The organism is Treponema berlinense, from assembly GCF_052273165.1.
Lineage (GTDB): Bacteria > Spirochaetota > Spirochaetia > Treponematales > Treponemataceae > Treponema_D > Treponema_D berlinense_A.
On sequence record NZ_DAVZIU010000002.1, the window covers coordinates 108,874 to 131,096 of the forward strand.

Below are 22,223 nucleotides of genomic sequence, written 5' to 3' on the forward strand. Positions count from 1 at the left end.
TTTTATTGAAGCGGAGCAAAATATCCGCTGTCATCACGACCAGAACGGTTCATCAAATACGCCTCAACTTCGACAGGAAGATATTTTTCGCCAAACTGGGTCGATTGCGATGAAGTAAACGACAAAACGTAAATTCCACACGGAGTATCAATCACGTCTTTTACGACATTTTTTAAACCTTCCGTCCGGTAAACATAATATTCATTTCCTGCTGTATGCTCGCAAATATATGCAAGTTCAGGAGCCACGCTGGTATTTGCAACAAGTACTGAAGAAAGAATAATTGAATTGTTGTTTAAATACGCGGTCAAATCCGTAAGTCCATATTTATTAAAGGAAGCTTCGCTTAATTTTCCAGCTCCGATTAAAACAACCGCTCTCTTTTTTTCGCCAGAAATTAAACCGTTCGCAGCAAGCCTGATTGCCAAATCGACAGTACATTTTTTTGACGGAGGATTTTTCATCGACTGAAGGCTAAAATTCAAGGCTTTTTCTGGAGAACCTTCATATTCAAGTACAGGAACAGCCCCGGAAGTTACAATTCTAAGTATTCCTTTATTTGCGTGTTCATTCATTGAAGAAGCAATTTCGCGGACAGCGGTTTCTATTTCCCTCGAATACTGAGCAGCTTCAAAACTGCGGTCAATTACAAGCGTAATATCCGCAAAATCGTTCACATAAGAGGCGCCTTCAAAAACATAATTCTGAACCGCGCCTTTTTTTTCTGTAATTACAAAATTTTGCTCTTTGAGACCGACAACTGCCTGTCTGTGGCGGTTTTCAACCTTTACTTCAACCTTTACTTCTGGAAATTTAGAAGCGTCAACCTTTTCAATCTGAACAAAAAGTCCGCCGACAAGTTCAGACATCTTAGACATTACATAAATTTCGTTTGTACGGTAATCCGTTGCGAGAAGATTTCCGTTTACGTCAGGAACTGCGCATGTCAAATAAGAAGGAGCATTGCCCGTGCGAACATTTTCAAAAACCGTTCCAGTTTCAGTATCAACCGAATAAATTTTATTTCCGTCACAAACGACAAGATAATTTCCCCATTTTTTCATCGATTCTGGGTGAACAAAAGTTTTTTCAAGACACAAAAGTCCCAGATAATTTCCAGCCGTATCAAAACGATAAACAGCTCCAGTTACAGCATCGGCAACAAAAACTTCATTTCCAGAAACGGCAACTCCAGACGGAGCTTTTAAACCGTCAAAACCAGAAGATTTTTCAGGTTTCTGTCCAAAAAAGAAAAGTCCGTTTCCATCCCTGTCAAAAACATCAATTCGCGCATTTCCAAAATCAGACACGTAAATATTTCCAATTTCGTCAGTTGCAAGATACTGAGGACCGACAAAATTTCCAGTTCCAAGGCCTTTATTACCAAAATGCTTTAAAAACCTTCCGCTTGATGAAAAAAGACTCAGCCTGTCTCCAGCGAATTCGCTTATAAGAAGATTTCCGTCATTAAGACGAATTATGTCCATCGGTCTGTCAAAACCTTCAAAAGAACCGTTCGAGCGTTCAAATACAAAACCGTTGATGTCCATTCTTAAAAGTTCGTTTGAACCGTAAGAAACAATCCACATAGAACCGTCAGGATTTGCAAGAATCGAAACTGGCTGGCTAAAGACCAATTTTTCTCCGTCCGAAGAATTTCCTGAATAACTTCCGCTTTCCGTATATTTTACAGGGGCATTGTAACTGTTGTTTGAAATTCTTCTTTCGCGGACAATTTCTATTTTGTTTTTTAGCAAAAGCCCGCCGTAATTATTATCGCTTGCTGTCTGCCACTGTTCAAGTGCTGTTCCTTCAAGACCTGCACGATAGTAAGCTTTTCCAAGCCATTCGAGAATTATATTTTCTGACGGAAGATAAGAAAGCGCTTTTTCAAATTCCAAAATTGCGTCATTGTAACTTCCGCGGTAATAAGCCTGAACGCCTTTTCTAAATTCCTCTTCGGCAAACCCTGTCTGAGCAGAACGTGCGCCAGTTGAATTTTTTACACGAGCCTCCTCGCTCGTAAAGACATAATTCTGAGAAAATGAATTAAAACCTGCAAAAAAAAATGGCAGCAGTGTCAGGGTTTTTAGTATTTTATTTTTCATTTCAGTTCACTTCCACCTGGGCTATTTTTAAATGTTCGATGATTTCCGCATTTTCCGGACGAAGGGCATAAGCCTGAAGAAGGTATTTTGCGGCATCTTTTTTTAAGCCAAGTTTGTAATAAATCCAGCCAACAGAATCAAGGCAGGCAGCAGACTGAGGCTCTTTGTCGAGCGCTTTTTTGCAATACGACAGAGCCTTTGCAAGATCTTTTTCCATGCAGGCAAGAACATAGCCCATTCCGTTAAGAGATGTAACGTTTTCAGGATCTATTTCAAGCGATTTTTTGTAATAATCGAGGCATTTTTCAAATTCATTCTGCTGCCATGCAACATAGGCAAGAGAAGCGTAAACGTCCGCTGGCTTATAACCAGTTTCGAGAAGTTTATTCAATTCAAAATCTGCAAGACGTTTTTTTCCAATCAGCACATAAATCACTGCCAAAAGATAGCGGCACTGCAAAACGCGCGGACTCTGAGTTTCTGAAGTTATAACCTGTTCAAGATACAAAAGAGCATCGTCATATCTTTCAAGTTTTGCATAGCAAAGACCAATGTAATATGCAAGTTCAATATTATCAATTCCAGAATTTTCAGGAAGAGAAATGAAAAATGTAAGAGCAGATGTATAATCGCCTTTTTTATAAAGCGAAATTCCCTCAAAAAGAGGCGATGAACTTTTTTCTGCCATAAATCAACCTCCCGCACCCATTAAACCGAATTACAATATTTTCCGGTTAAAAAACAAAATCAACCTTACGATCCAAAGCTGATTCAAAATCAACAGGTTCGGCACAAATTCTCGTTATTGCAATGTTTCCCGACTCTACCGCTTCGTATTCGTTCAATAGTTCAGGTCCTGTTGTCGTCAAAGCTCCGCTTAAAAGAGTACTTTTTAGCAAACCTTCTTCGATTTCTTCAAATTCTATTTTATCTTTATAATCTCTTGTACACAAGGAAGTCAAAAAAGCTGAATTGTATTTTTCCTGAGATTTTGCATTCACGCTCACCATACAGTTAGGCTCATAAAGCGAAATCAATCTTTCAAGGTTGTTTTTTACAAATTCCGCCAATGCGTCATATTCATAACCGTCCTGAGCATATTCTCCGCTTTCCGCCTTAAGGCTTACGGCAATTCCTGGCAAACCGTACAAAACCGCCTGTCTTGCCGCTGCAACCGTTCCTGAATAAATGCAGTCGGTTCCCATGTTCGGTCCCTTGTTTATTCCTGACAAAACAGCATCAAATTCAACATTGTTAAAAAGATTTGAACGCAAGGCTGAAATTACACAGTCAGCAGGATAACCTGAGCAAGACCATTCGTTTTCCGCAAACCTCTTAAAAGTCAGAGACTCGTACATTACGATATGAGAAGAAACAGCAGACCTGTTAGAAGCTGGAGCCAGAACATAAACATTTGCAACTTTTTTTAAAGCCTCTGCAAGAATCTGAAGCCCCGGAGCAGAAATTCCATCGTCGTTTGTGAGCAATAAATTCAGTTTTTTTGAATTATTCAATTACCTGTACCCCGCCAGCAGGCCGGACTTCGTAGCAGGACGCCCTGAATCCAAAAATCCGCTCATATTCGGCAAGAGTTTTTCTAAATGTCTGCTCGTCTGAACGGTTCATAATCGTGTAAGTCATACGTCCAAAACCTTTGCCTGTAATTCTTCCGCACGAAACCGGATTTCTTGAATCCTGCGCATTTGGATTTATCTCCTGTAGCCTTTTTAAAATCCAGTCAATTTCCGGACAAGAAAGCTCATAGTCTTCGCGCATATTTTTATAACTGTGATTAACAGCCCTTGCAAAACCGCCGAATTCTCCTGCAAGAAGAGACTTCTGGGCTTCGAGAATGTATCTGTGTTCACGCATAATGCACTGTAAACGTCTTCGAGTATCTTCCGACACTACAGAAAGGACATCATTTACTTCAGAAGGATTTTCTTCATAAATCCATCCTCCGTAAACATTTGACTTTCGTTCCTTTAATTCGCCGAGAAGAAGTACATTTTCCGGCTGTTGAATAGTTTCCTCATTCCAAATTTCCACTCTTGGAACCTTTGTATCAGTAAGGAGGATCACCTTGTCTTCAAAGTTGAACGGAAGCAAATCCCAAGAACCTGTTGAGTAATCCGTAAGAACGAGTGAATTTTCTTTTGAATAAATCGCAGAAAAATAATCCGCCATGTAATTTTCAAGATTAAGGAAAATCTTGTTTCCACGCTCAATTACCTGCAAAAGCTGGGAATCCGAGCACTGAAGATTAAAAAGTTTTCTGATTGCATATGCAGTTGCAACTTTTATTGCAGTCGTAATTCCACATCCAGCAGAAGGCAAAACCTGGGAATAAACCGTAAAATCTATGCCAGAAAGGTCAAAACCTCCTGAAATAAAACCGTAAACAATCGCTTTAAGGGCATTGGCCCAGCGGTCTTCTTTTCTGAATTTCAATGAGGTTAAAGTTCCGCGTTTTCTGTCTCTTAATTGGGAAAAATAAAATCTGAGCGAAACGTCCTGTCGTTTAGAAACAGCGACAAAAACAGGCAGGTCAACTGCCATAGACAGCGTTTTATCCTTTGCAAACCAGGTATGTTCGCCAATCAAATGAAATCGACCGTTTGCAACAGCAATAACAGCTGGTTTTACCTGATATTCCTGCAAGTGCTCATTTCTGGTAAAATCTGCCTGTTCCATAGTGCCTCTCTACTTTTGGTGCAACGCTTAACTTTTTATTTACATTTTTAAATATGCTTGGATATTTTCAAAACCTTGCTAAAAAAAACTAATATTTATAAAATGATATTATAATGTTCTGTTTTTTACAAGTTTTTTTATCTTTTTTTTCCAGCGTACTGCTTTCGCTTGCAATTCCAAATGAATTATTTAAAATCGGGTGTCCGCCTTTCGCGCTTTTTGCACTCGTTCCTCTATATATAGCAATTTCACGTTCAAAAAGTTACAAAGAAGCATTCTGGCTTTCGTTTTTGCACGGAGGTCTTGTCCATTTATTTTCAAGTTTCTGGCTCAAAAATTTTCAGGGAATGGCGTTTTTTACCCTCGGAGCAAGCCTTTTGGGAACTGCTTTTATCGAAGGAATAATCGGCTGGTTTTTATTCTTTCCTTTTTCCCAAAAAAACAGGGTTTTGCCAGGAATTTTTATTCTGATTAAGATTTTCTGGTTTACAGGAGTTTACGTCGTTTACGAATGGTGCAAATCAACAGGTTTTTTGGCATATCCCTGGGGAACTCTTTCCATGACATCACTTTCGTGGCCGTTTTTTATGCAAATCGCAGACATTACAGGTCAATACGGCGTAACTTTTATTTTTGCGCTCTTTTCTTCGGTCGTTGCGCAGGGAATTCTTCTTGTAAACGAACATAAAAATATCCTCAACCTTAAAAGTTGCGTTTTTTCGTACAATCTTGCGGCAAAAACATTTTTTATTCTCTTCGGGATTACAGCAATATACGGACTTTACCAATACAATAAACCAAGACTCCCGGTCAAACATATCAATACGGTAATGGTTCAGCAGGATATGGACACTTACCGCTCAAACGAAAAAGATGCAATTACGGTTTCTCAGTTTCTTACAGATGAAGGAATCAAAGAGTTTTCTTCAAACCATAAAAAAACGGATTTAGTTGTCTGGAGCGAAGGAGTTCTAAACAGAAAATGGCCAGATTCATACGGATATTATCTGACACACCCAGAAGAAAAACCTCTTATAAAATACATAAAAGAAAAAAAAGTTCCATTTATAATCGGCGGAGCGATGATTCTTGACAGAGAAAATCACAAATTCTCAAATGCAGCTCTTCTTTTTAACAAAAACGGTGAACTTGCAGGCGCATATTCAAAACTTCATCTCGTTCCATTTGCAGAAGCAATTCCATTTGTTGAATACGAACCTGTCCGAAATTTCATAAAAAAAATTGCAGGCTTTTCATACGGTTGGACAGCTGGAACAAAAAACACAGTTTTTGAAATACCTGTTTCTTCACCAAAACAAAATCTTGATACGGAAATAATTTCCCTCGAAAAAAAACAGCTTGAAAAAACTACAGTTATCGTTTCCGCTCCAATATGCTTTGACGACGCTTTTGGACACGTTTTCCGCGGACTTTTTTCTGCTGGAACTGAACTTTTTATGAATATCACAAACGATTCCTGGTCAAAAACACAGTCAGCAGAATACCAGCATCTTGCAGTAGCAGCCTACAGGGCAATCGAATTCAGAACAACCCTCGCCCGATGCACAAATTCTGGAGTTACAACAGTAATTTCTCCGTCTGGAAAAGTCATTTCTTCGCTTCCACTTTTTGAACCTGCGCACTTAAGCATCTCAATTCCAGTTTACGAACGGCAGGTTACAATCGCTTCTCAGTTCGGGGACTGGCTTCCACATGTTCTCATATTTCTGATTGCCACTTTTTTATTTTTTTGCGCAAAATCAAAAAAATTCTATTGCCAGTCTAGATTTAGTGTTTTATGATGAATTAGTTATAAAAATAACACTATTGCTAGAGGGGATAATTTTTTATGCGCTGTCCTTACTGCGGAAGCCTAGACGATAAAGTCATTGAATCACGCACGATGGCAAACGGAGAATCGCTCCGCCGTCGCCGTGAATGTGTAAGTTGCGGATACAGATTTACAAGTTACGAAAGAATCGAAGAAAAACCATTTATGGTAATAAAAAGAGACGGACGCCGACAGCCTTTTGACAGAACAAAACTCGAGAAAGGAATCGACCGTGCCCTCGAAAAACGCCCAGTTGCGACAAGTATGATAGAAAACATCATAAATGACATTGAAGACCGTGCAATAATCGCAGGAAAGGCAAACCGAGAAATTTCAACGGCTGAGTTGGGAGAATTCGTCCTTGAACGTCTGTACGACATAGATAAGGTTGCATATATCCGTTTTGCTTCCGTATATAAGCACTTTGAAAATCTCGAGGAATTTGTCACAGAAGTAAACAACCTTTCCAAGAAAAACCGTAAAAAGAAAAACAAACCAGAAACAACAGCAGAGGGAGAATAAGGTGGAATCTTTCAAAAAAACAAACAGCGACGACTTGTCAATTTTTCCGCAATGGAGAAGTTTTTTAGGCTCATCCAGAGATGAAGAAACGAAAGGATTTTTAAGGCAGGTTGTAAAACGCAACGGCTCAATAGAAAAATACGACCGATCAAAGATAGAATCAGCTGTAAACCGGGCAATTGAAGCTGTTTCAAAAATTCCAGACACAGAAAAGGCAAAAGAAATTACAGACAAGGTTGAAGAAAAACTGAGAGTTCTTTTGGCTGGTCGTCGCGCACATTCAATTCCTGCAATCGAAGAAATTCAAGATATTGTTGAAAACGTACTGATAGAAGCAAAGGAAGTTGAAGTTGCAAAAGCATACATCCTTTACCGTGCAAAACACGAAGCCATCCGCGATTCAAAATCTTTAATGCTCGACATAAACGCAACAATGGACGGTTATCTTGCACAGTCCGATTGGCGCGTAAAAGAAAACGCAAACGTGAATTTTTCACTTGGCGGTCTTATCCTTCACAACTCTGGAACAGTAACGGCAAACTACTGGTTAAAGAACATTTACACTCCAGAAATTGCAGAAGCGCACAAAAACTGCGCTTTTCATATTCACGACTTGTCGATGTTTTCTGGTTATTGCGCCGGATGGTCTTTAAGACAACTTATTCAGGAAGGACTGGGTGGAGTTCCAGATAAAATTACCTCAAAGCCAGCCTCTCACCTTTCAACTTTGGTAAACCAGATTGTCAATTTTTTGGGAATAATGCAAAACGAATGGGCTGGCGCTCAGGCACTTTCATCCTTCGATACATATCTTGCTCCTTTTGTAAAAGCAGATAATCTTGACTACAAAAGCGTAAAGCAGAGTATTCAAAGTTACATATTCGGAGTAAACACGCCAAGCCGATGGGGTTCCCAGGCACCGTTTACAAACATAACGCTCGATTGGATCTGCCCAGACGACTTAAAGAATAAAAAAGCAATCGTAGGTGGAAAAGAACAAAATTTTAAATATGGCGACTGTCAAAAAGAAATGGACATGATAAACAAGGCATTTCTTGAACTTCTTTTGGAAGGCGATGCGGTCGGGCGAGGATTTGCCTATCCGATTCCAACGTACAATATTACAAAAGATTTCAGCTGGGACAGCGAAAATGCAAAACTTCTGTTTGAAATAACAAGCGCATACGGAACACCTTACTTCCAGAATTTCATCAATTCGGATTTAAATCCCAACGATGTCCGTTCAATGTGCTGCCGACTCAGACTCGATAAACGCGAATTAAGAAAACGAGGTGGCGGACTTTTCGGATCAGACGAATTTACCGGTTCCCTCGGAGTTGTCACAATCAACCTTCCACAAATCGGCTATCTTGCAAAAACAGAGGAAGAATTTTATGCTCGGCTTGACTACCTTATGGATTTGGCAAAGCAAAGTCTCTGCATAAAGCGAAAGGTAATTCAAAAGCTTCTGGATAATGGACTTTTTCCATACACAAAGCGCTACCTAAAAACACTGGACAACCACTTTAACACAATCGGTCTCTGTGGCATGAACGAATGCTGTCTGAACTTTCTGGGCGTAAATATAACCGACAAAAAAGGTTGTCAGTTTGCCTGCGAAGTGCTCGACCACATGCGCTCAAAAATGCAGGATTATCAGGAAAAAACCGGCGAGCTCTTCAACCTCGAGGCAACTCCTGCCGAAAGCACATCTTACCGTCTGGCACGGCATGACAAGACAAACTATCCAGGCATAATCACAAGCGGAAAAGACGAGCCTTACTACACCAACAGTTCTCAGCTTCCAGTCGATTACACTTCGGATGTTTTTGAAGCCCTCGACCAGCAGGAAAAATTGCAGACAAAATACACAGGCGGAACAGTTTTCCATATGTTCTTGGGAGAACAGATAAAAGACTGGCGCGCCTGCCGTGATCTTGTAAAAAAAGTCTTTACAAATTACAGAATTCCGTATTTTACAATCAGCCCGACATATTCAATTTGTCCAGTGCACGGCTACATTGCTGGAGAACATTTTGAATGTCCAAAATGCAAGGCAGAAAAAGAAGCAGAATTAAGAAAAAAACTTGCAGAGCTTGAAACTGAACGAAATTCACTTTTAAACAAAAAAAATTAGCATAAACATAAATGGGAGAAGATAAAAATGACAGAACAGACAAAAACAATCGAAGAACTCGACGCGCAGATTGAATCTTTAAAAGAAGAACTCAAAAACGTGCACGGAACAGAAACTGAAGTCTATGCAAGAATCGTAGGATATTACCGTGCCGTAAAAAACTGGAACAAAGGAAAGCGCGACGAGTACAATCATCGCAAACTTTTTACAGTAGACGAAACTTTTTCAGACCAGCCAGATTGTCAGCAAGAACTTCAGGCTACGCTTTTTAACGAAACTCTCAGTTCAGAAAACGAAAATACAGGCATGAAAGAATTGTCAGCACCGGCAGACTATGAGTTTTTTATGAGAAAAACCTGTCCAAATTGTCCTCCAGTAAAAGCTTTCATGGAAGAACTTAACCTTAGAGGAAAGTTAATCGATGTTGACACAGACGAAGGACTGAGAATAGCAGCCGCAAAAGGCGTATTTTCCGCTCCAACAGTAATTTTCTATGACAAAAACGGAACTGAAATCGCACGGGCACACAACGTAGAAGACATAAAAACATCAATTCCAGAAATGAATCTGGCACAGGCAGTCTAACACAACAATTTTATTGCTGACAACAAAATGAATTGAACAGATTATATGAATGAAAAAATCGGTGCACTCGTAAAAACTTCTCTCGTTGATTTTCCAGGAACCGTGTGCGTCGCAGTTTTTCTAAAGCACTGCAACCTGCGATGTCCGTACTGCTACAATGCTCAACTAGTAACAAAAACTCAAGATGATACAGGGCTTTTTACCTTAGACGAAATTAAAAACCACCTTGAAAAACGCAAAAACGTCCTCGACGGATTAGCAATTTCCGGAGGAGAAGCGCTTTTAAATCATCACACAAAGGAACTCATTCTTTTTGCAAAAAAATTAAACTACAAAGTCAAGCTGGACACAAACGGCACACTGCCAGAACTTTTACAGCAAATTACAGAAGCCCCACAGACACGACCGGATTTTATCGCAATGGACATAAAAACAAGCCCACAAAAATATCGCAGGCTTTTAAATTCTTCTAACATTTCCGATAAAACAGATTATGAACAGGCCTTAAAAAAATCGATAAAAATATTAAAAGAATATCCTTCCAGTAGCCGAGAATTTCGAACGGTTTTAGTTCCGACACTCGTACAAAAAGAAGATATAGAAAATATCGCCGCCATTCTTCCAAAAGACGCCTCATGGCAGTTTGCACGTTTTTCCGCTGGAAACTGCCTTGAACCTCTCTATAATGCACTTCCATCTTATAGCGAATCTCAAATCTCAGAACTTATAAACTACGCAAAGACATTTATTCCAAATTCCTGTCTGAGATAGTTTTATAAAAATAATTTTTTTTACTGAAAAAACAATTATTTTTGATTTTTTTCAAAATTTTTATATTTTTTTTCATTTTAGGACTTGACCTTTTTTTTAGGCTTTGATATATTTGAACAATCACTTGGGGGCATAGTCCAGCTGGTAGAACACCGGACTCATATTCCGTATGTCATAGGTTCAAGTCCTATTGCCCCTACTTTTTTTCAAGGGCTAGTCAAATTGACTAGCCCTTGTTATTTTCAGCTATAATGTCTTAAAGGAGGCATGATAAAAAAATGGAAGCAGAAAAATTTGACTCGCCTTTTAAAGGACGTTCACTCTTAACCTGGGCAGACTATTCTCCAGAAGAAATTTTACAGTTTCTCGACTACGCAATCCTCGCAAAAAAGCAAGCGCACAATAAAGAAATTCACCAGAGATTTTTAGGAAAAACAATAGCCCTTATCTTTGAAAAACGCTCTACACGTACACGTTCGTCTTTTGAAACTGCATTTGGTGAAGAAGGCGGCCACCCAGTATTCATGTCAACACAGGACATTCAACTTGGCGGAAAAGAAAGCGTAAAAGACACAGCAAGAGTTCTCGGAAGAATGTTCAGCGCAATCGAATTCCGTGGATTTAAGCAGGAACATGTACAGCAACTCGCAGAATTTTCAGGAATTCCAGTAATAAATGGACTTACAGACGAATTTCATCCTACGCAAGCACTTGCCGATATTCTTACACTTCAGGAAAATTTTGGAAAACTAAAGGGCTTGAAATGGGTTTTCTGCGGAGACGGACGCAATAACGTAGCCCGCTCACTTATGATTATTTCTGCAAAACTGGGAATCGACTTTGCAATATTCGCTCCTAAAGAACTCTTCCCCCCAAAAGACATTCAAGATTTATGCGCACCGTTTGCAAAAGAAAGCGGAGCAAAAATTGAAATTTCAGATGATATTTCAGTTGTAAAAGGAGCAGATTGCCTTTATACTGACGTATGGGTTTCGATGGGTGAAGAAGCGCTCAAAGAAGAAAGAACCCGTTTGCTTAAACCGTATCAGGTAAACAAAGAGCTTATGACTGCAACAGGCAAAAAAAATACAATTTTCATGCACTGTCTTCCAGCAGTCTTAGGTCAGGAAGTTACCGAAGAGGTTTTCGAAAGTTCCTCAAGCAAAGTCTGGGACGAAGCAGAAAACCGCAAGCATACGATTAAGGCAATCATGCTGGCACTTATCTAGCCATAACCAGGAGATTCAAGATGAAAAAAACTCTCATTGTTGGACTTATTTCTGCAGTTCTTTCTGCTGGATTCATTTTTAGCGCAACTGCACAAGAAAGCGCAGACAAAAAAGAACCTTCTTACAAAAAAGAATTTCATGAATCTGAAATGAGTTACAAAAATGTAACAGTTTACAAAGTCCTCGACCAAAAAGATGCTTACATCGTAATGTATGCAAAAGGGCATCGCGAAGTTGGCAATGTTGTAGTTCCAAAAAAATGGTACAAATCTTCACCAAGAAAACTCGCATTCCGCAAGCTTTCTACAGGAATGTCTCCTTATATGACAGTTCTCTATCGCAAGGGAGAATTTGAACAGGTAATTCTTACAATGCCGATAAGCCGTGCAGATTCTGCCTGGGGAGTTGCGGACAGCAACGTTCAGGTAAATGCTGACAAAGATACATTCGACATAGTTTATTAAAAACATCTCTAAAGATTCACATTTTTTTTAGAATCTCAAAAAAAGAGCCGTCTTTTCTGCGATGGCTCTTTTTTTTGACAGGAAAATTTATGAAAATCATAACTGAAAAACAAATCGATTCATTTAAAACATTTTTAAATTCGCACAATTTCTTTTTTGTAATCGGACACAAAGAACCAGACGGGGACTGCATTTACAGTTGCCTTGCAATGGCTTGTATTCTAAAAAAGCTAAATCTTGAATACCAGCTTTTAAGCGCAGGTCCGTTCAAACGCAACGAAATAGCTTCAAAAGCACAATTTTTTACAAACACGCCCCAATTTTTAACAGAACTGGAACGAAAAGAAACAGGACTTATAATTCTTGACTGCTCAGAATTAAAAAGACTTGGAGATATTGACGGAGATTTGACAGGACTAGACACTTTTATCGTAGACCATCACCTCACTGCCGATGTATCTGACAACTGCATAATAGATTCCTCCTCTCCTGCCGCCTGCTGCCTTGTTCAGCAGATTTACGAAAAACTAATCGGACCTGTAGATTCAGAAGTTGCAAATTATCTTTTTCTGGGACAAAGCACGGACACAGGATATTTTAAATTCCTTAATTCAGATTCAACAGAAGTATTTTTACAAACAGCAAGGCTCGTTCAGGCAGGCGTAAATCCTAGAAAAGTTTACGACCAGATAACTGGCGGGCGTCCTTATTCAACACGAAAACTTCTCGGAGTTCTTTTAGGCAGAACAGAAAGATTTTGCAACGATAAACTTGCAATTACATACGAAACTTTGGAAGACACCAAAAAATACGGTCAGGAAGGACGTGACAGCGACGCGCTTTATTCGCTTCTTCTTGCAACGACAGGAATCGAAGCTGTTGCCTTCTTGCGACAAGATACGGAATTCAGTTGCACTGGAGGACTTCGCTCAAGAGACGACTGTGACGTAAGTGCAATTGCCTCTCATTTTGGCGGTGGCGGGCATAAAAATGCAGCAGGTTTTAGCATTCAGGGAAAGCTGGAAAACCTTATTCCTGAAATAAAAAAAGAATTTTCAAAAATTTTATAAAATTTTTCTGCAAGATTTCGCAAGAAAACTGCAAGTTTTTGCAAGTTTTTGCATGATTTTGCAAGCAAGCTGAGAGATTTTGCAAGAATTTGCAAAATTTTGCAGAAAACTTACAAGTTCTTGCAAAATTTTGCATGACTTTGCAAGAAAACTGCAATTTTTTGCAAGAAAATAAATTTTTTTGCAAGTTTTTTGGATGATTTTGCAAGAATCTGCAAGAAAACACGAAAATTTCATCATTTTTAGCATAAAAAAAATTGGCATAAAAATTGCTGTTTCTAAAACAGGAGGCAGCAAATGCAGCAAATTCAAATCACTCAGATTCCGCAGTTATTAAAAACAAAAAAAATTACGGAACAAACGGCTAGAAACTTCATCTGGGAAGAAATCTTTAACAATCCAAAAAAATATGGACTTTATACGCTTACAGAAGACCAGCTGAGCGAATTTTTACTTTTCGGCTCTTCAGTCTTTATTCAATACGTAAAAAATTACACAAACAACTCCATCAACTTTACTATTTTTCTAAGAGCATGCATAAAGCACACTTACAAAAACTGGCTAAAAAAACAGGTAAAAGCAAAGGCTGGCGAACAATGTCTGCAAGATCAGTCCATTTTTGACTTCGAATACAGGCAGGAAAAAATGAATGAAGACTACATCGAAAAAAATCATATTTTTCAGACAAAGCGAAATTTTTCAAAAACACTGGACAACATGAGCAAAAAAAAGCAGGAAATTATTAAGGAATTTATTCACATCTGCGCCTGCAAAGCCTGCAACGAAATAGATCCTTCGATGCTCAAAACCATATCGGATTTTTTAAAAATAAACCATGAGCATTTTTGCCGAGAAATTGAAGAACTAAAATTAAGGACAGCCTGTAAAAGATCAAAAAGAAATTTTATGCTTGAACGGAGAAACCGCGCATTTTTCTTTCATAAGAGAAGTCTTTTTGAACTTTCAAAAATCGATCCATCTTCATCTTATTACAACACTGTTTCGGAAAAATACGAAAACCAAACCAACAGCTGGAAAAATATCAACAGCCTTCTAAAACACAGGTTTGTCGTCTCTCCGACAGTTGCAGAAATTTCAAAGGTTACAGGAATAAAAGAACGACGCGTTTCATTTTTTTTAACCCACCGTCAAAAAACACTCAATTTTATGCCATTTATCGAAAACGCCCAAAATTACAAAGAACAAAACGGCAAAAACGACGATGAATGAAATAATATGTTTGTTGTAACCACTTTTTTTTTGGAGTATATTTAGTTTATGAAATTATTTTTAGCTTCCGGTAATCGGCACAAACAGAAAGAAATGCAGGAAATTCTCTCTGATTGCGAAATTTTAATTCCTGCAGACGTTGGAATAGACTTTAATCCAGAAGAAACAGGTGCTAGTTTTTACGAAAATTCTCTCATAAAAGCGCGGGCCCTTTACGAACTTGTCCATGAACCTGTAATTGCAGACGATTCAGGAATCTGCGTAGAAAGTCTCGGAAACGCACCAGGAATCTACACTTCACGCTATGCAGGTCCAGAATTTATGCATGGCTATCCAGACGGTCACAAAATGCCGCAAAACGAGCAGAATGAAAACCTTATTCTTCAGCTTAACGCAACAGGTTCAAAAAACCGAAGATGTTTTTACGTCTGTGCAATGGTTTTGCTAATAAACTGTGAACGCTTTTTTATCGCCCAGGAAACCTTTGAAGGTGAACTCATTGACGACATAAAAAAACAGGCAGGAAACGGGGGATTTGGCTACGATCCTATAGTCTATCTTCCGCAATATAAAAAAACTGTCGCAGAAATTTCAGCCGAAGAAAAAAATAGGATTTCTCACCGCGGAAAAGCGGCACGGGCAATTTCGGACATCTTAAAAAATCTGAATAAACAAGGCTAAAATTCATTTTTTATTGCATTTTGAATTACACTACAGTGTACGGTCTGTCGCAAAAAAATGGCAGACCGTTTTTTGTGTATACAGTATAACTGACACTTTTATTTCAGAAAATTTTGCAGTCTGAATGCACGAAAAATTTCAATTCCCCACTCAACTATTTTTTTTCAAAAAAGTTCAAAAAAAACTCAAATTTTTATTAAAGATATTTATTTCCAATGCCGATAAGAATAAAGACAAGTTATGGGCAGTAATGTTTCGATGAAACAACTGTACAAACAAGTCAATGTAAAAGGAAATGGATGTAGCCTTGTAAATGCAGAAGTTTCCTTTTACAAACAGTCCAAAAAGGATTTTGGATTGACAATTTTCCATGGAGGAAAAAATTATGGTCATTAACCACAACATGTCAGCTCTGTATTCAAACAGACAGTTAGGAGTAACTAACCAGGGTCTTCAAAAAGACATGGAAAAGCTTTCATCAGGCGAAAGAATCAATCGCGCTGGTGATGACGCTTCTGGACTTGCAGTATCTGAAAAAATGCGCAGCCAGATCCGTGGATTGAACCAGGCTTCTCAGAACGCACAGAATGGTATCAGTTTCATTCAGGTTACAGAAGGTTATCTGCAGGAAACAACAGACATCATGCAGCGTATCCGCGAACTCGCAGTTCAGTCATCAAACGGTATCTACAGCGACGAAGATCGCATGCAGATCCAGGTTGAAGTTTCTCAGCTCGTTGCAGAAGTAGACCGCATTGCATCTACAGCACAGTTCAACGGTATGAACATGCTCACAGGACGTTTTGCTCAGTCTACAGGTGAAAACACTGTTACAGGTTCTATGTGGTTCCATATTGGAGCAAACATGGATCAGCGTATGCAGGTATTCATCGGAACAATGACATCGGAAGCTCTCGGTATCCGCGAAATCGGTACTGAAACTCCAATGAGTTTGGCATCTCCTGATATGGCCAACCGCGCAATCGGAACTATCGACGAAGCTCTTAAAAAGATTAACAAGCAGCGTGCCGATCTCGGTGGTTACCAGAACCGCATGGAATATGCAGTTCGCGGACTTGATATTTCAGCCGAAAACATGCAAGCTTCTGAATCACGCATCCGTGACACAGACATGGCTTCGCAGATGGTTGAATTCACCAAGAACCAGGTACTCACACAGGCTGGAACTGCAATGCTTGCTCAGGCAAACTCACAATCACAGAACGTATTGTCTTTGCTTAGATAGTGCTGTATAGTAATTTGTCAGAAATCCATTTATGATTTTAAAATCATTTTTGAATTTCTGGCAAATTTTGCGGTGTTTTTGCTCTACTCTTTTTATTTTTCCACAAAAAACACTAAAAATCTAACTTTAGAATTTGATTTAACAGATTTTTTTGCTATAATCTTATTCATAGAGTTTGACAGAGTTAAAAACTGTAATTTTATTGCAGTTTTTTCTGAAAAATTGGGCATTTTTTTAGGATGCCACTGATCTTTGAAAACAGCTTTCCATGACATTGTGACAGCATGGACGGTTATTAGTATTTTTATTCAGAATACGAATAACAGTTCCTGCTGATGGACTAAAATTACAGAAGGGGGCGCAAAACCGACTGTAAACCACACGATGGCAGGACTTACGGCATGAAGTCGTATGTTTTTTTTGCATGGAGGGCACAAATTATGGTTATTAATCACAATATGAGTTCGATGTACTCAAATCGCACATTGGGAGTTTCTAACGAACAGTTGCAGGCAAACATCGAAAAACTCAGTTCAGGTCAGCGCATTAACAAAGCTGGCGATGACGCTTCAGGACTTGCAGTATCTGAAAAGATGCGCAGTCAGATTCGTGGATTGAATCAGGCTAACAGAAACATTCAGAATGGAGTTTCTTTTATTCAGTCTACAGAAGGATATTTGCAGGAAACTACAGACATTCTTCAGAGAATTCGTGAACTCGCAGTTCAGTCATCAAACGGCATCTACAGCGATGAAGACCGTATGCAGATTCAGGTTGAAGTTTCTCAGCTCGTTGCAGAAGTAGATCGTATCGCTTCTCAGGCTCAGTTCAACGGAATGAATACTCTTACAGGTGCATTCGCTTCAGATTCAGTATCAGGACGCGTTATGCAGTTCCAGATCGGTGCAAATGTTGACCAGAACGCTCGTGTATACATCGGCACTATGACAGCCGAAGCTCTTGGACTTAAAGGAGCTCAGGGATCTGATGAACAAATTGGAATTGATTCACCAGACAAGGCTAACATGGCTATCGCATCAATCGACAACGCGCTTTTGACAGTTTCAAAACAGCGTGCAGATCTCGGTGCATACCAGAACCGCTTTGAAATGGCTTCTAACGGTATTGGCGTAGCTGCTGAAAACCTTCAGGCTGCTGAATCTCGCATCCGTGATACAGACATGGCTTCTGAAATGGTTGAGTATACAAAAAACCAGATTCTTTCACAGGCTGGTACAGCGATGCTCGCACAGGCAAACAGCCAGTCACAGAACGTACTTGCATTGCTCAGATAGCAAAATCGCTTTTATTATTTAAGAGATTCCTGGATGTTATCTTTTTTAGAATAAAAGCGTAAAGAAGAAGGGGTGCGCCCTCCTTCTTCTTTCATTTTTCAGGAGGAAAGCCCCATGACAATAAGTTCAATAGGGCAGCCGGCAATGGATGGCCGCATATCAGCAAACTCCGCAAATGCTTCTGCATCTAAAACTCCGCAAAGACCGGAAGTAAAGATGCCTATGGCAGATGCTGCACAAGTGGTTCAAAATATTTCCGACAAAAATGCCCAATTACAGGAAGATGTCCGTCAATTACAAAAACTATCGGATGTTGTTTCGGGTAGAAAAGTTCAATTTTCGGTAAACAAGGAACTAAATCAAGTCGTTGTAACCGTCGTTGACTCAAAAACCGATAAAATCATAAAACAAATTCCTTCCGAAGACATTCAAAAGTTAAAAGTAAGAATACGGAAAGCAATCGGAGTATTGTTTGACGAAATGATTTAATTCATTTTCTTGCATTAACATAATTTACGGGATTACAACATGGCTGATATATCAATACCTGGAGTCAGTGACAAATATAAGACTAACGATTTTATTGAAGCATTGATAAAAAAGGAGCGGCTTCCGCTTACAAGGGAGCAGGAGTCGCTCGACAGGTACAAAGAACAGCAAAAAGCCTGGAACGGAATGAGCCAGAAAATGACGGCTCTTCGCACAAATACAAAAACTCTTTACTCATTTGATAATCCTTTCAACAATAAAATTTCAACTTCGACTGACGAAAACGCTATCACAGCAACTCCTGGACGAGAAGCTGCATACGGCCAAATTAAAATTGACGTTGTAAAACCAGCTACAGCAGACAGGTTTCTTTCGGAAGAACTAGACAAAGATTTTTCAATTCCAAAAGGAAAATACAGTTTTCAAGTCGCAGACAAAACGATTTCTTTTAACTGGAAAGGCGGAAAAGTTTCGGAATTTGTAAATTCTCTCAACAAACGCGGAGCAAACACAATAAAAGCAAGCATTGTCGGAGTTTCAAACAACAAACAGTCGCTTTTACTTGAGTCATTAAAAACTGGTGACGAAAATACTTTAGTTTTTAAGGATGATGCACTTTCATTCGCACTAAAACACGGAATCATTGCAAAAACAAAGGCTGACTTTCAGGAAATAGGAACGGCTTTGGAAGATTTTTATTCGCCTCAAGACGAATTTCCCCTTCCTGCGGTAGAACAGTCAGGAATGCCAGAAATTACAAGCAAAGAAGTTGAATGGGATTCTGAAGAAAACCGCTACATTCTTCCTCCGCGCTCCGGGCTTGAAATTCAGCTTAATGACGAAATTCTTGAAAACCCGAACAATAGAATTGAATTCACGTATTCAACCTTCGAAACCCAGGATATAACAGACGAATTGAACCTTATCCGAACTACCCGACCGGAACTTCAAGATGCAGGCAAAGTCACTTACGAAGACGTGACTGTTTTTAACGACAAGACACAAGTTGAACTTCCGCCAGTGCCTCCTACCCTGCTTACGCCAATTACCGGCGAAACAGATTTTTATGCACGCACTGCCGACGGAAAGGAAACTCAGATTAAGACCGCAAGCCTTGCTGTTGACGAAGAAACTGGCGAAAAAACAGTTCAGGTTGATTTAAAAAATTATCCGAAGATTCAGAGCATTGTTATACGAAACAGAAATACGGGAGAAGCGGCTGCGGTTTCAAAATTTTCAGTTTATGACTCTAAAAAAGATTTAGGGTACGAAGCCGTGCATCCAGTTTCAACAGCAGGAGATGCAATAATCAAATACGAAGGAATTACTGTAAACCGTCCGACAAACAAAATAGACGACGTAATTCCTCATGTAACGCTGAATGTATTTAATTCAACTGAAAAAACTGCAACAATCGACATAAAACCAGACAAAGAATCTGCAAAAGACGCGCTAATTCAATTTGTAGGAACTTACAATCAGGTTTTAGCAGAAATGAACATTTTGAGCGAAAACAAACCTGAAATTATTTCTGAATTAGACTATCTTTCAAGCGATGAACAGGAAAACGCGCAAAAAAGACTCGGAATGTTTTTTGGAGACAGTTCTCTGCGTTCTGGAAAAAGTTCATTGCAATCAATAGTCTCGGGAAGTTACCGCTGGTCAGAAAATGCGACAATCACAATGCTCAATCAACTTGGAATTTCAACAAGGGCAACAGGTTCTTCAGGAGGATATTCGGCAAGCCAGCTCCGCGGTTACCTTGAAATAAACGAAAAACAACTGGACAAGGCTCTGGAAAACGACCTCGATCAAATAAAAAATATTTTTGGATACGATTCTGACGGCGATTTAATCGTTGATACGGGAATTGCATATCAACTCGACAGGCAGCTCGGCTCCTGGGTTCAAAGCGGAGGAATAATCGCAAATAAAAATGCAACCCTCAAAACAAGAATTCAATCGTCAGAAACAAAAATTGCAACCCTTGAACGTCAGATAGACAGCAAAGAAGCGCAATTGAGGTCGAAATACGGACAGATGGAAGGAACATTGAACAGTCTGAACTCGCAGTCAAACACAATCTCAAACTTTGCAAATAATGGAAAACAATAGTAAAATATAACTAAGTTAAAATTTGAGTTTTTACAACTTACAGGAACAGGAATATTTTATGGAATTTTATGTAAACGGCACGAAAATTGATGTTGAGCTCGAAGACGAAAAAACAATTGGTGATGTCCTCAAAAGTTTTGAAGAAGAATGCGCGAAATCAAATGCAACGACAGTAAGCATTATCGTTGACGGAAAAAATATCAGAGCAGAAGATTTTGACAAAACTGCTGAAAAGCCATTGTGTCCGGACACAAAAATTGAACTTGAAATTATAAGCCAGCAAGCAATCGAAAATTCTTTCAACGAAGAAAAAGAAAGCTGCCGCAAACTTTCAGAAGAATTAAAACAACTTCCTGTAAAATTTCAGGCAGGAAAAGACAAAGAAGCAAATTCAATAATCACTTCGCTTGCCGATTTAATCGACAGCATTTGCCACACAGCAAGTCTTTCCGCCTTGTTTCCTCAGAAATTTGGAAAAATAAAAATCGAAGACAAAACTTTTGTTGAATTTTTCGCAGATTTGTCTCCAGTTCTAAAGGACTTTGAACAGGCTATTGAATCAAAAGACACAGTTCTTTTGGGCGATTTGGCAGAATACGAAATCAGCCCGCGACTCGACAGCCTAGCAGACGCTCTGGAGGCATAAATGAATTCTGGCTCACCGATTGCAGCAAGGCTTTCCATAAATGTTCTTTCAGTTCTGCTCATTGTTCTTATTGTTGCAACAATACTTGTAATTCTTTGGGGCATCTCAAAAATTCTTGAAAAATATAAAATTTCCGATTCATACGCAGAAAAAAGCAAAAACAGCCCTACTTCTAAAAAAAGTATAAATGAAATTTCAAAACGCGCAAAACTTTCAACTGACGAAAAAGAACTTTTCTCTAAACTCTGCACAGAACATCCGCTTCCAAATATAAATTACATTCTCAACAAAACAAATACATTTAATTCATACTTAAAAACTGAATTCAATTCATTGAAAAATACAAAAGACGAAAATGCAAAATCAGTTCTCTTTTCGCTCAGGGCAAAACTTGTAAAAACGTTTGAATCTTCCACCGTTATAAAAACTTCTCACGTAATTCCCATCGGAACAAGTTTTAATTACACTCCTTCTCAGGGAATTCACTTTTTGACAGTCCTTGTCGATTCAAATCAGTCAGAACTTCATTTTCAACTTCCAGAAGATTTACCTGCCCAGGACAGACCAGCAATTCTTTCAAAAATAAAATTGATTTTTGTGTACAAAGATTCTATGCCCTACGAAATAGAAGTTCGGGTTGTGCGCTATCAAAAAGGAAAAAGAGACACAGACCTTCTTGTCTGCACCCACAGCGATAAAATTTTTTCCAGAACAAAACGCGCTTTTCCGCGAATTGACCTTTTTCAGGATTGCACATTTTCTTCTGTAAAAACAGAAATTGAAGGCGACAAAACAGAATATAAGGCAAGCGAAAAAATACACGAAGGTCAACTTTTAGACATTTCTGCTGGAGGATGCAGGATAACAACAAAACTTGCCATCAAGGCAGAGCAATATTTAAAAGTAACAGCGCCTCTTGACGGAAAAACAAAAGACAGTGCAATCGGCTTTATAATCCGAACCACAAAAACAAAAAATAACGAATATATTCTTCACATAAAATTTGTAAAAATCGAAAAAAATATCGTAAACAGAATAAATGCTCTTGCTTGCGGTTATGAAACATTTTAAAATGCAAAAAAAATTCATAAGATTTTTTAATAACAATAC

General features: G+C 38.9%; 20 protein-coding genes and 1 tRNA gene. 17 read left to right on the top strand and 4 right to left on the bottom strand.

Features of this window, described 5'->3' with window-relative positions; translation table 11 throughout:
* Positions 1-2: 2 nt before the first annotated feature.
* The 4 genes from ACT6XC_RS01660 to ACT6XC_RS01675 are packed head-to-tail and all read right to left on the bottom strand — an operon-like array spanning position 3 to position 4,802.
* Positions 3-2,108, bottom strand: a complete 2,106-nt coding sequence (locus ACT6XC_RS01660) for a hypothetical protein (RefSeq protein ID WP_443740583.1) — start codon at positions 2,106-2,108, stop codon at positions 3-5.
* A 1-nt stretch (position 2,109) separates the two neighbouring features.
* On the bottom strand, positions 2,110-2,796 hold the full coding sequence (locus tag ACT6XC_RS01665; protein ID WP_443740584.1) for a tetratricopeptide repeat protein: 687 nt from the start codon (positions 2,794-2,796) through the stop codon (positions 2,110-2,112).
* A 46-nt stretch (positions 2,797-2,842) separates the two neighbouring features.
* Positions 2,843-3,622, bottom strand: a complete 780-nt coding sequence (gene surE, locus ACT6XC_RS01670) for a 5'/3'-nucleotidase SurE (protein ID WP_443740585.1) — start codon at positions 3,620-3,622, stop codon at positions 2,843-2,845.
* Entirely contained in the window at positions 3,615-4,802 is a 1,188-nt protein-coding gene (locus tag ACT6XC_RS01675) for a galactokinase (RefSeq protein ID WP_443740586.1), read from the bottom strand. The genes surE and ACT6XC_RS01675 overlap by 8 nt, the downstream gene beginning before the upstream one ends.
* 113 nt (positions 4,803-4,915) lie before the next feature.
* On the opposite strand from ACT6XC_RS01675, the gene lnt reads away from it, so the two are divergent.
* The 17 genes from lnt to ACT6XC_RS01760 all read left to right on the top strand — a co-directional run bounded on the left by lnt (position 4,916) and on the right by ACT6XC_RS01760 (position 22,184).
* The gene (gene lnt / locus ACT6XC_RS01680; RefSeq protein ID WP_443740587.1) at positions 4,916-6,604 is read left to right on the top strand and encodes an apolipoprotein N-acyltransferase; all 1,689 of its coding nucleotides are present in this window, start codon (positions 4,916-4,918) and stop codon (positions 6,602-6,604) included.
* A gap of 47 nt (positions 6,605-6,651) precedes the next feature.
* Entirely contained in the window at positions 6,652-7,155 is a 504-nt protein-coding gene (gene nrdR, locus ACT6XC_RS01685) for a transcriptional regulator NrdR (RefSeq protein WP_443737172.1), read from the top strand.
* A gap of 1 nt (position 7,156) precedes the next feature.
* Positions 7,157-9,292 (top strand): ribonucleoside triphosphate reductase, encoded by a 2,136-nt coding sequence (locus ACT6XC_RS01690; RefSeq protein WP_443737173.1) that lies wholly within the window; start codon positions 7,157-7,159, stop codon positions 9,290-9,292.
* Between the two features lie 27 nt (positions 9,293-9,319).
* Positions 9,320-9,877, top strand: coding sequence for an anaerobic ribonucleoside-triphosphate reductase (gene nrdD, locus ACT6XC_RS01695; protein WP_443740588.1), 558 nt, complete (start codon positions 9,320-9,322; stop codon positions 9,875-9,877).
* Positions 9,878-9,922: 45 nt separating this feature from the next.
* On the top strand, positions 9,923-10,648 hold the full coding sequence (locus tag ACT6XC_RS01700) for an anaerobic ribonucleoside-triphosphate reductase activating protein (protein WP_443737175.1): 726 nt from the start codon (positions 9,923-9,925) through the stop codon (positions 10,646-10,648).
* Positions 10,649-10,774: 126 nt separating this feature from the next.
* A tRNA-Met gene (locus ACT6XC_RS01705) sits at positions 10,775-10,847 on the top strand.
* A gap of 79 nt (positions 10,848-10,926) precedes the next feature.
* Positions 10,927-11,877, top strand: coding sequence for an ornithine carbamoyltransferase (gene argF, locus ACT6XC_RS01710; protein WP_443737176.1), 951 nt, complete (start codon positions 10,927-10,929; stop codon positions 11,875-11,877).
* Positions 11,878-11,897: 20 nt separating this feature from the next.
* Positions 11,898-12,341: a hypothetical protein gene (locus ACT6XC_RS01715; protein ID WP_443737177.1), complete on the top strand. Its 444-nt coding sequence runs from the start codon at positions 11,898-11,900 to the stop codon at positions 12,339-12,341.
* An 89-nt stretch (positions 12,342-12,430) separates the two neighbouring features.
* Positions 12,431-13,411 (top strand): DHH family phosphoesterase, encoded by a 981-nt coding sequence (locus tag ACT6XC_RS01720; RefSeq protein WP_443737178.1) that lies wholly within the window; start codon positions 12,431-12,433, stop codon positions 13,409-13,411.
* Between the two features lie 297 nt (positions 13,412-13,708).
* Entirely contained in the window at positions 13,709-14,641 is a 933-nt protein-coding gene (locus ACT6XC_RS01725) for a hypothetical protein (protein WP_443740589.1), read from the top strand.
* Between the two features lie 48 nt (positions 14,642-14,689).
* On the top strand, positions 14,690-15,322 hold the full coding sequence (gene rdgB / locus ACT6XC_RS01730) for an RdgB/HAM1 family non-canonical purine NTP pyrophosphatase (RefSeq protein ID WP_443740590.1): 633 nt from the start codon (positions 14,690-14,692) through the stop codon (positions 15,320-15,322).
* A 385-nt stretch (positions 15,323-15,707) separates the two neighbouring features.
* Positions 15,708-16,568, top strand: a complete 861-nt coding sequence (locus ACT6XC_RS01735; RefSeq protein WP_078929749.1) for a flagellin N-terminal helical domain-containing protein — start codon at positions 15,708-15,710, stop codon at positions 16,566-16,568.
* A 440-nt stretch (positions 16,569-17,008) separates the two neighbouring features.
* Complete coding sequence (locus tag ACT6XC_RS01740) at positions 17,009-17,863, top strand: flagellin N-terminal helical domain-containing protein (RefSeq protein ID WP_078930129.1); 855 nt, start codon at positions 17,009-17,011, stop codon at positions 17,861-17,863.
* Positions 17,864-17,977: 114 nt separating this feature from the next.
* Entirely contained in the window at positions 17,978-18,352 is a 375-nt protein-coding gene (locus ACT6XC_RS01745) for a flagellar protein FlaG (RefSeq protein WP_288517177.1), read from the top strand.
* Between the two features lie 39 nt (positions 18,353-18,391).
* Entirely contained in the window at positions 18,392-20,467 is a 2,076-nt protein-coding gene (gene fliD / locus ACT6XC_RS01750) for a flagellar filament capping protein FliD (protein WP_443740591.1), read from the top strand.
* A gap of 58 nt (positions 20,468-20,525) precedes the next feature.
* The gene (locus tag ACT6XC_RS01755; RefSeq protein ID WP_443740592.1) at positions 20,526-21,113 is read left to right on the top strand and encodes a hypothetical protein; all 588 of its coding nucleotides are present in this window, start codon (positions 20,526-20,528) and stop codon (positions 21,111-21,113) included.
* Positions 21,114-22,184, top strand: a complete 1,071-nt coding sequence (locus tag ACT6XC_RS01760) for a PilZ domain-containing protein (protein WP_443740593.1) — start codon at positions 21,114-21,116, stop codon at positions 22,182-22,184.
* The last annotated feature ends 39 nt before the right edge of the window (positions 22,185-22,223 follow it).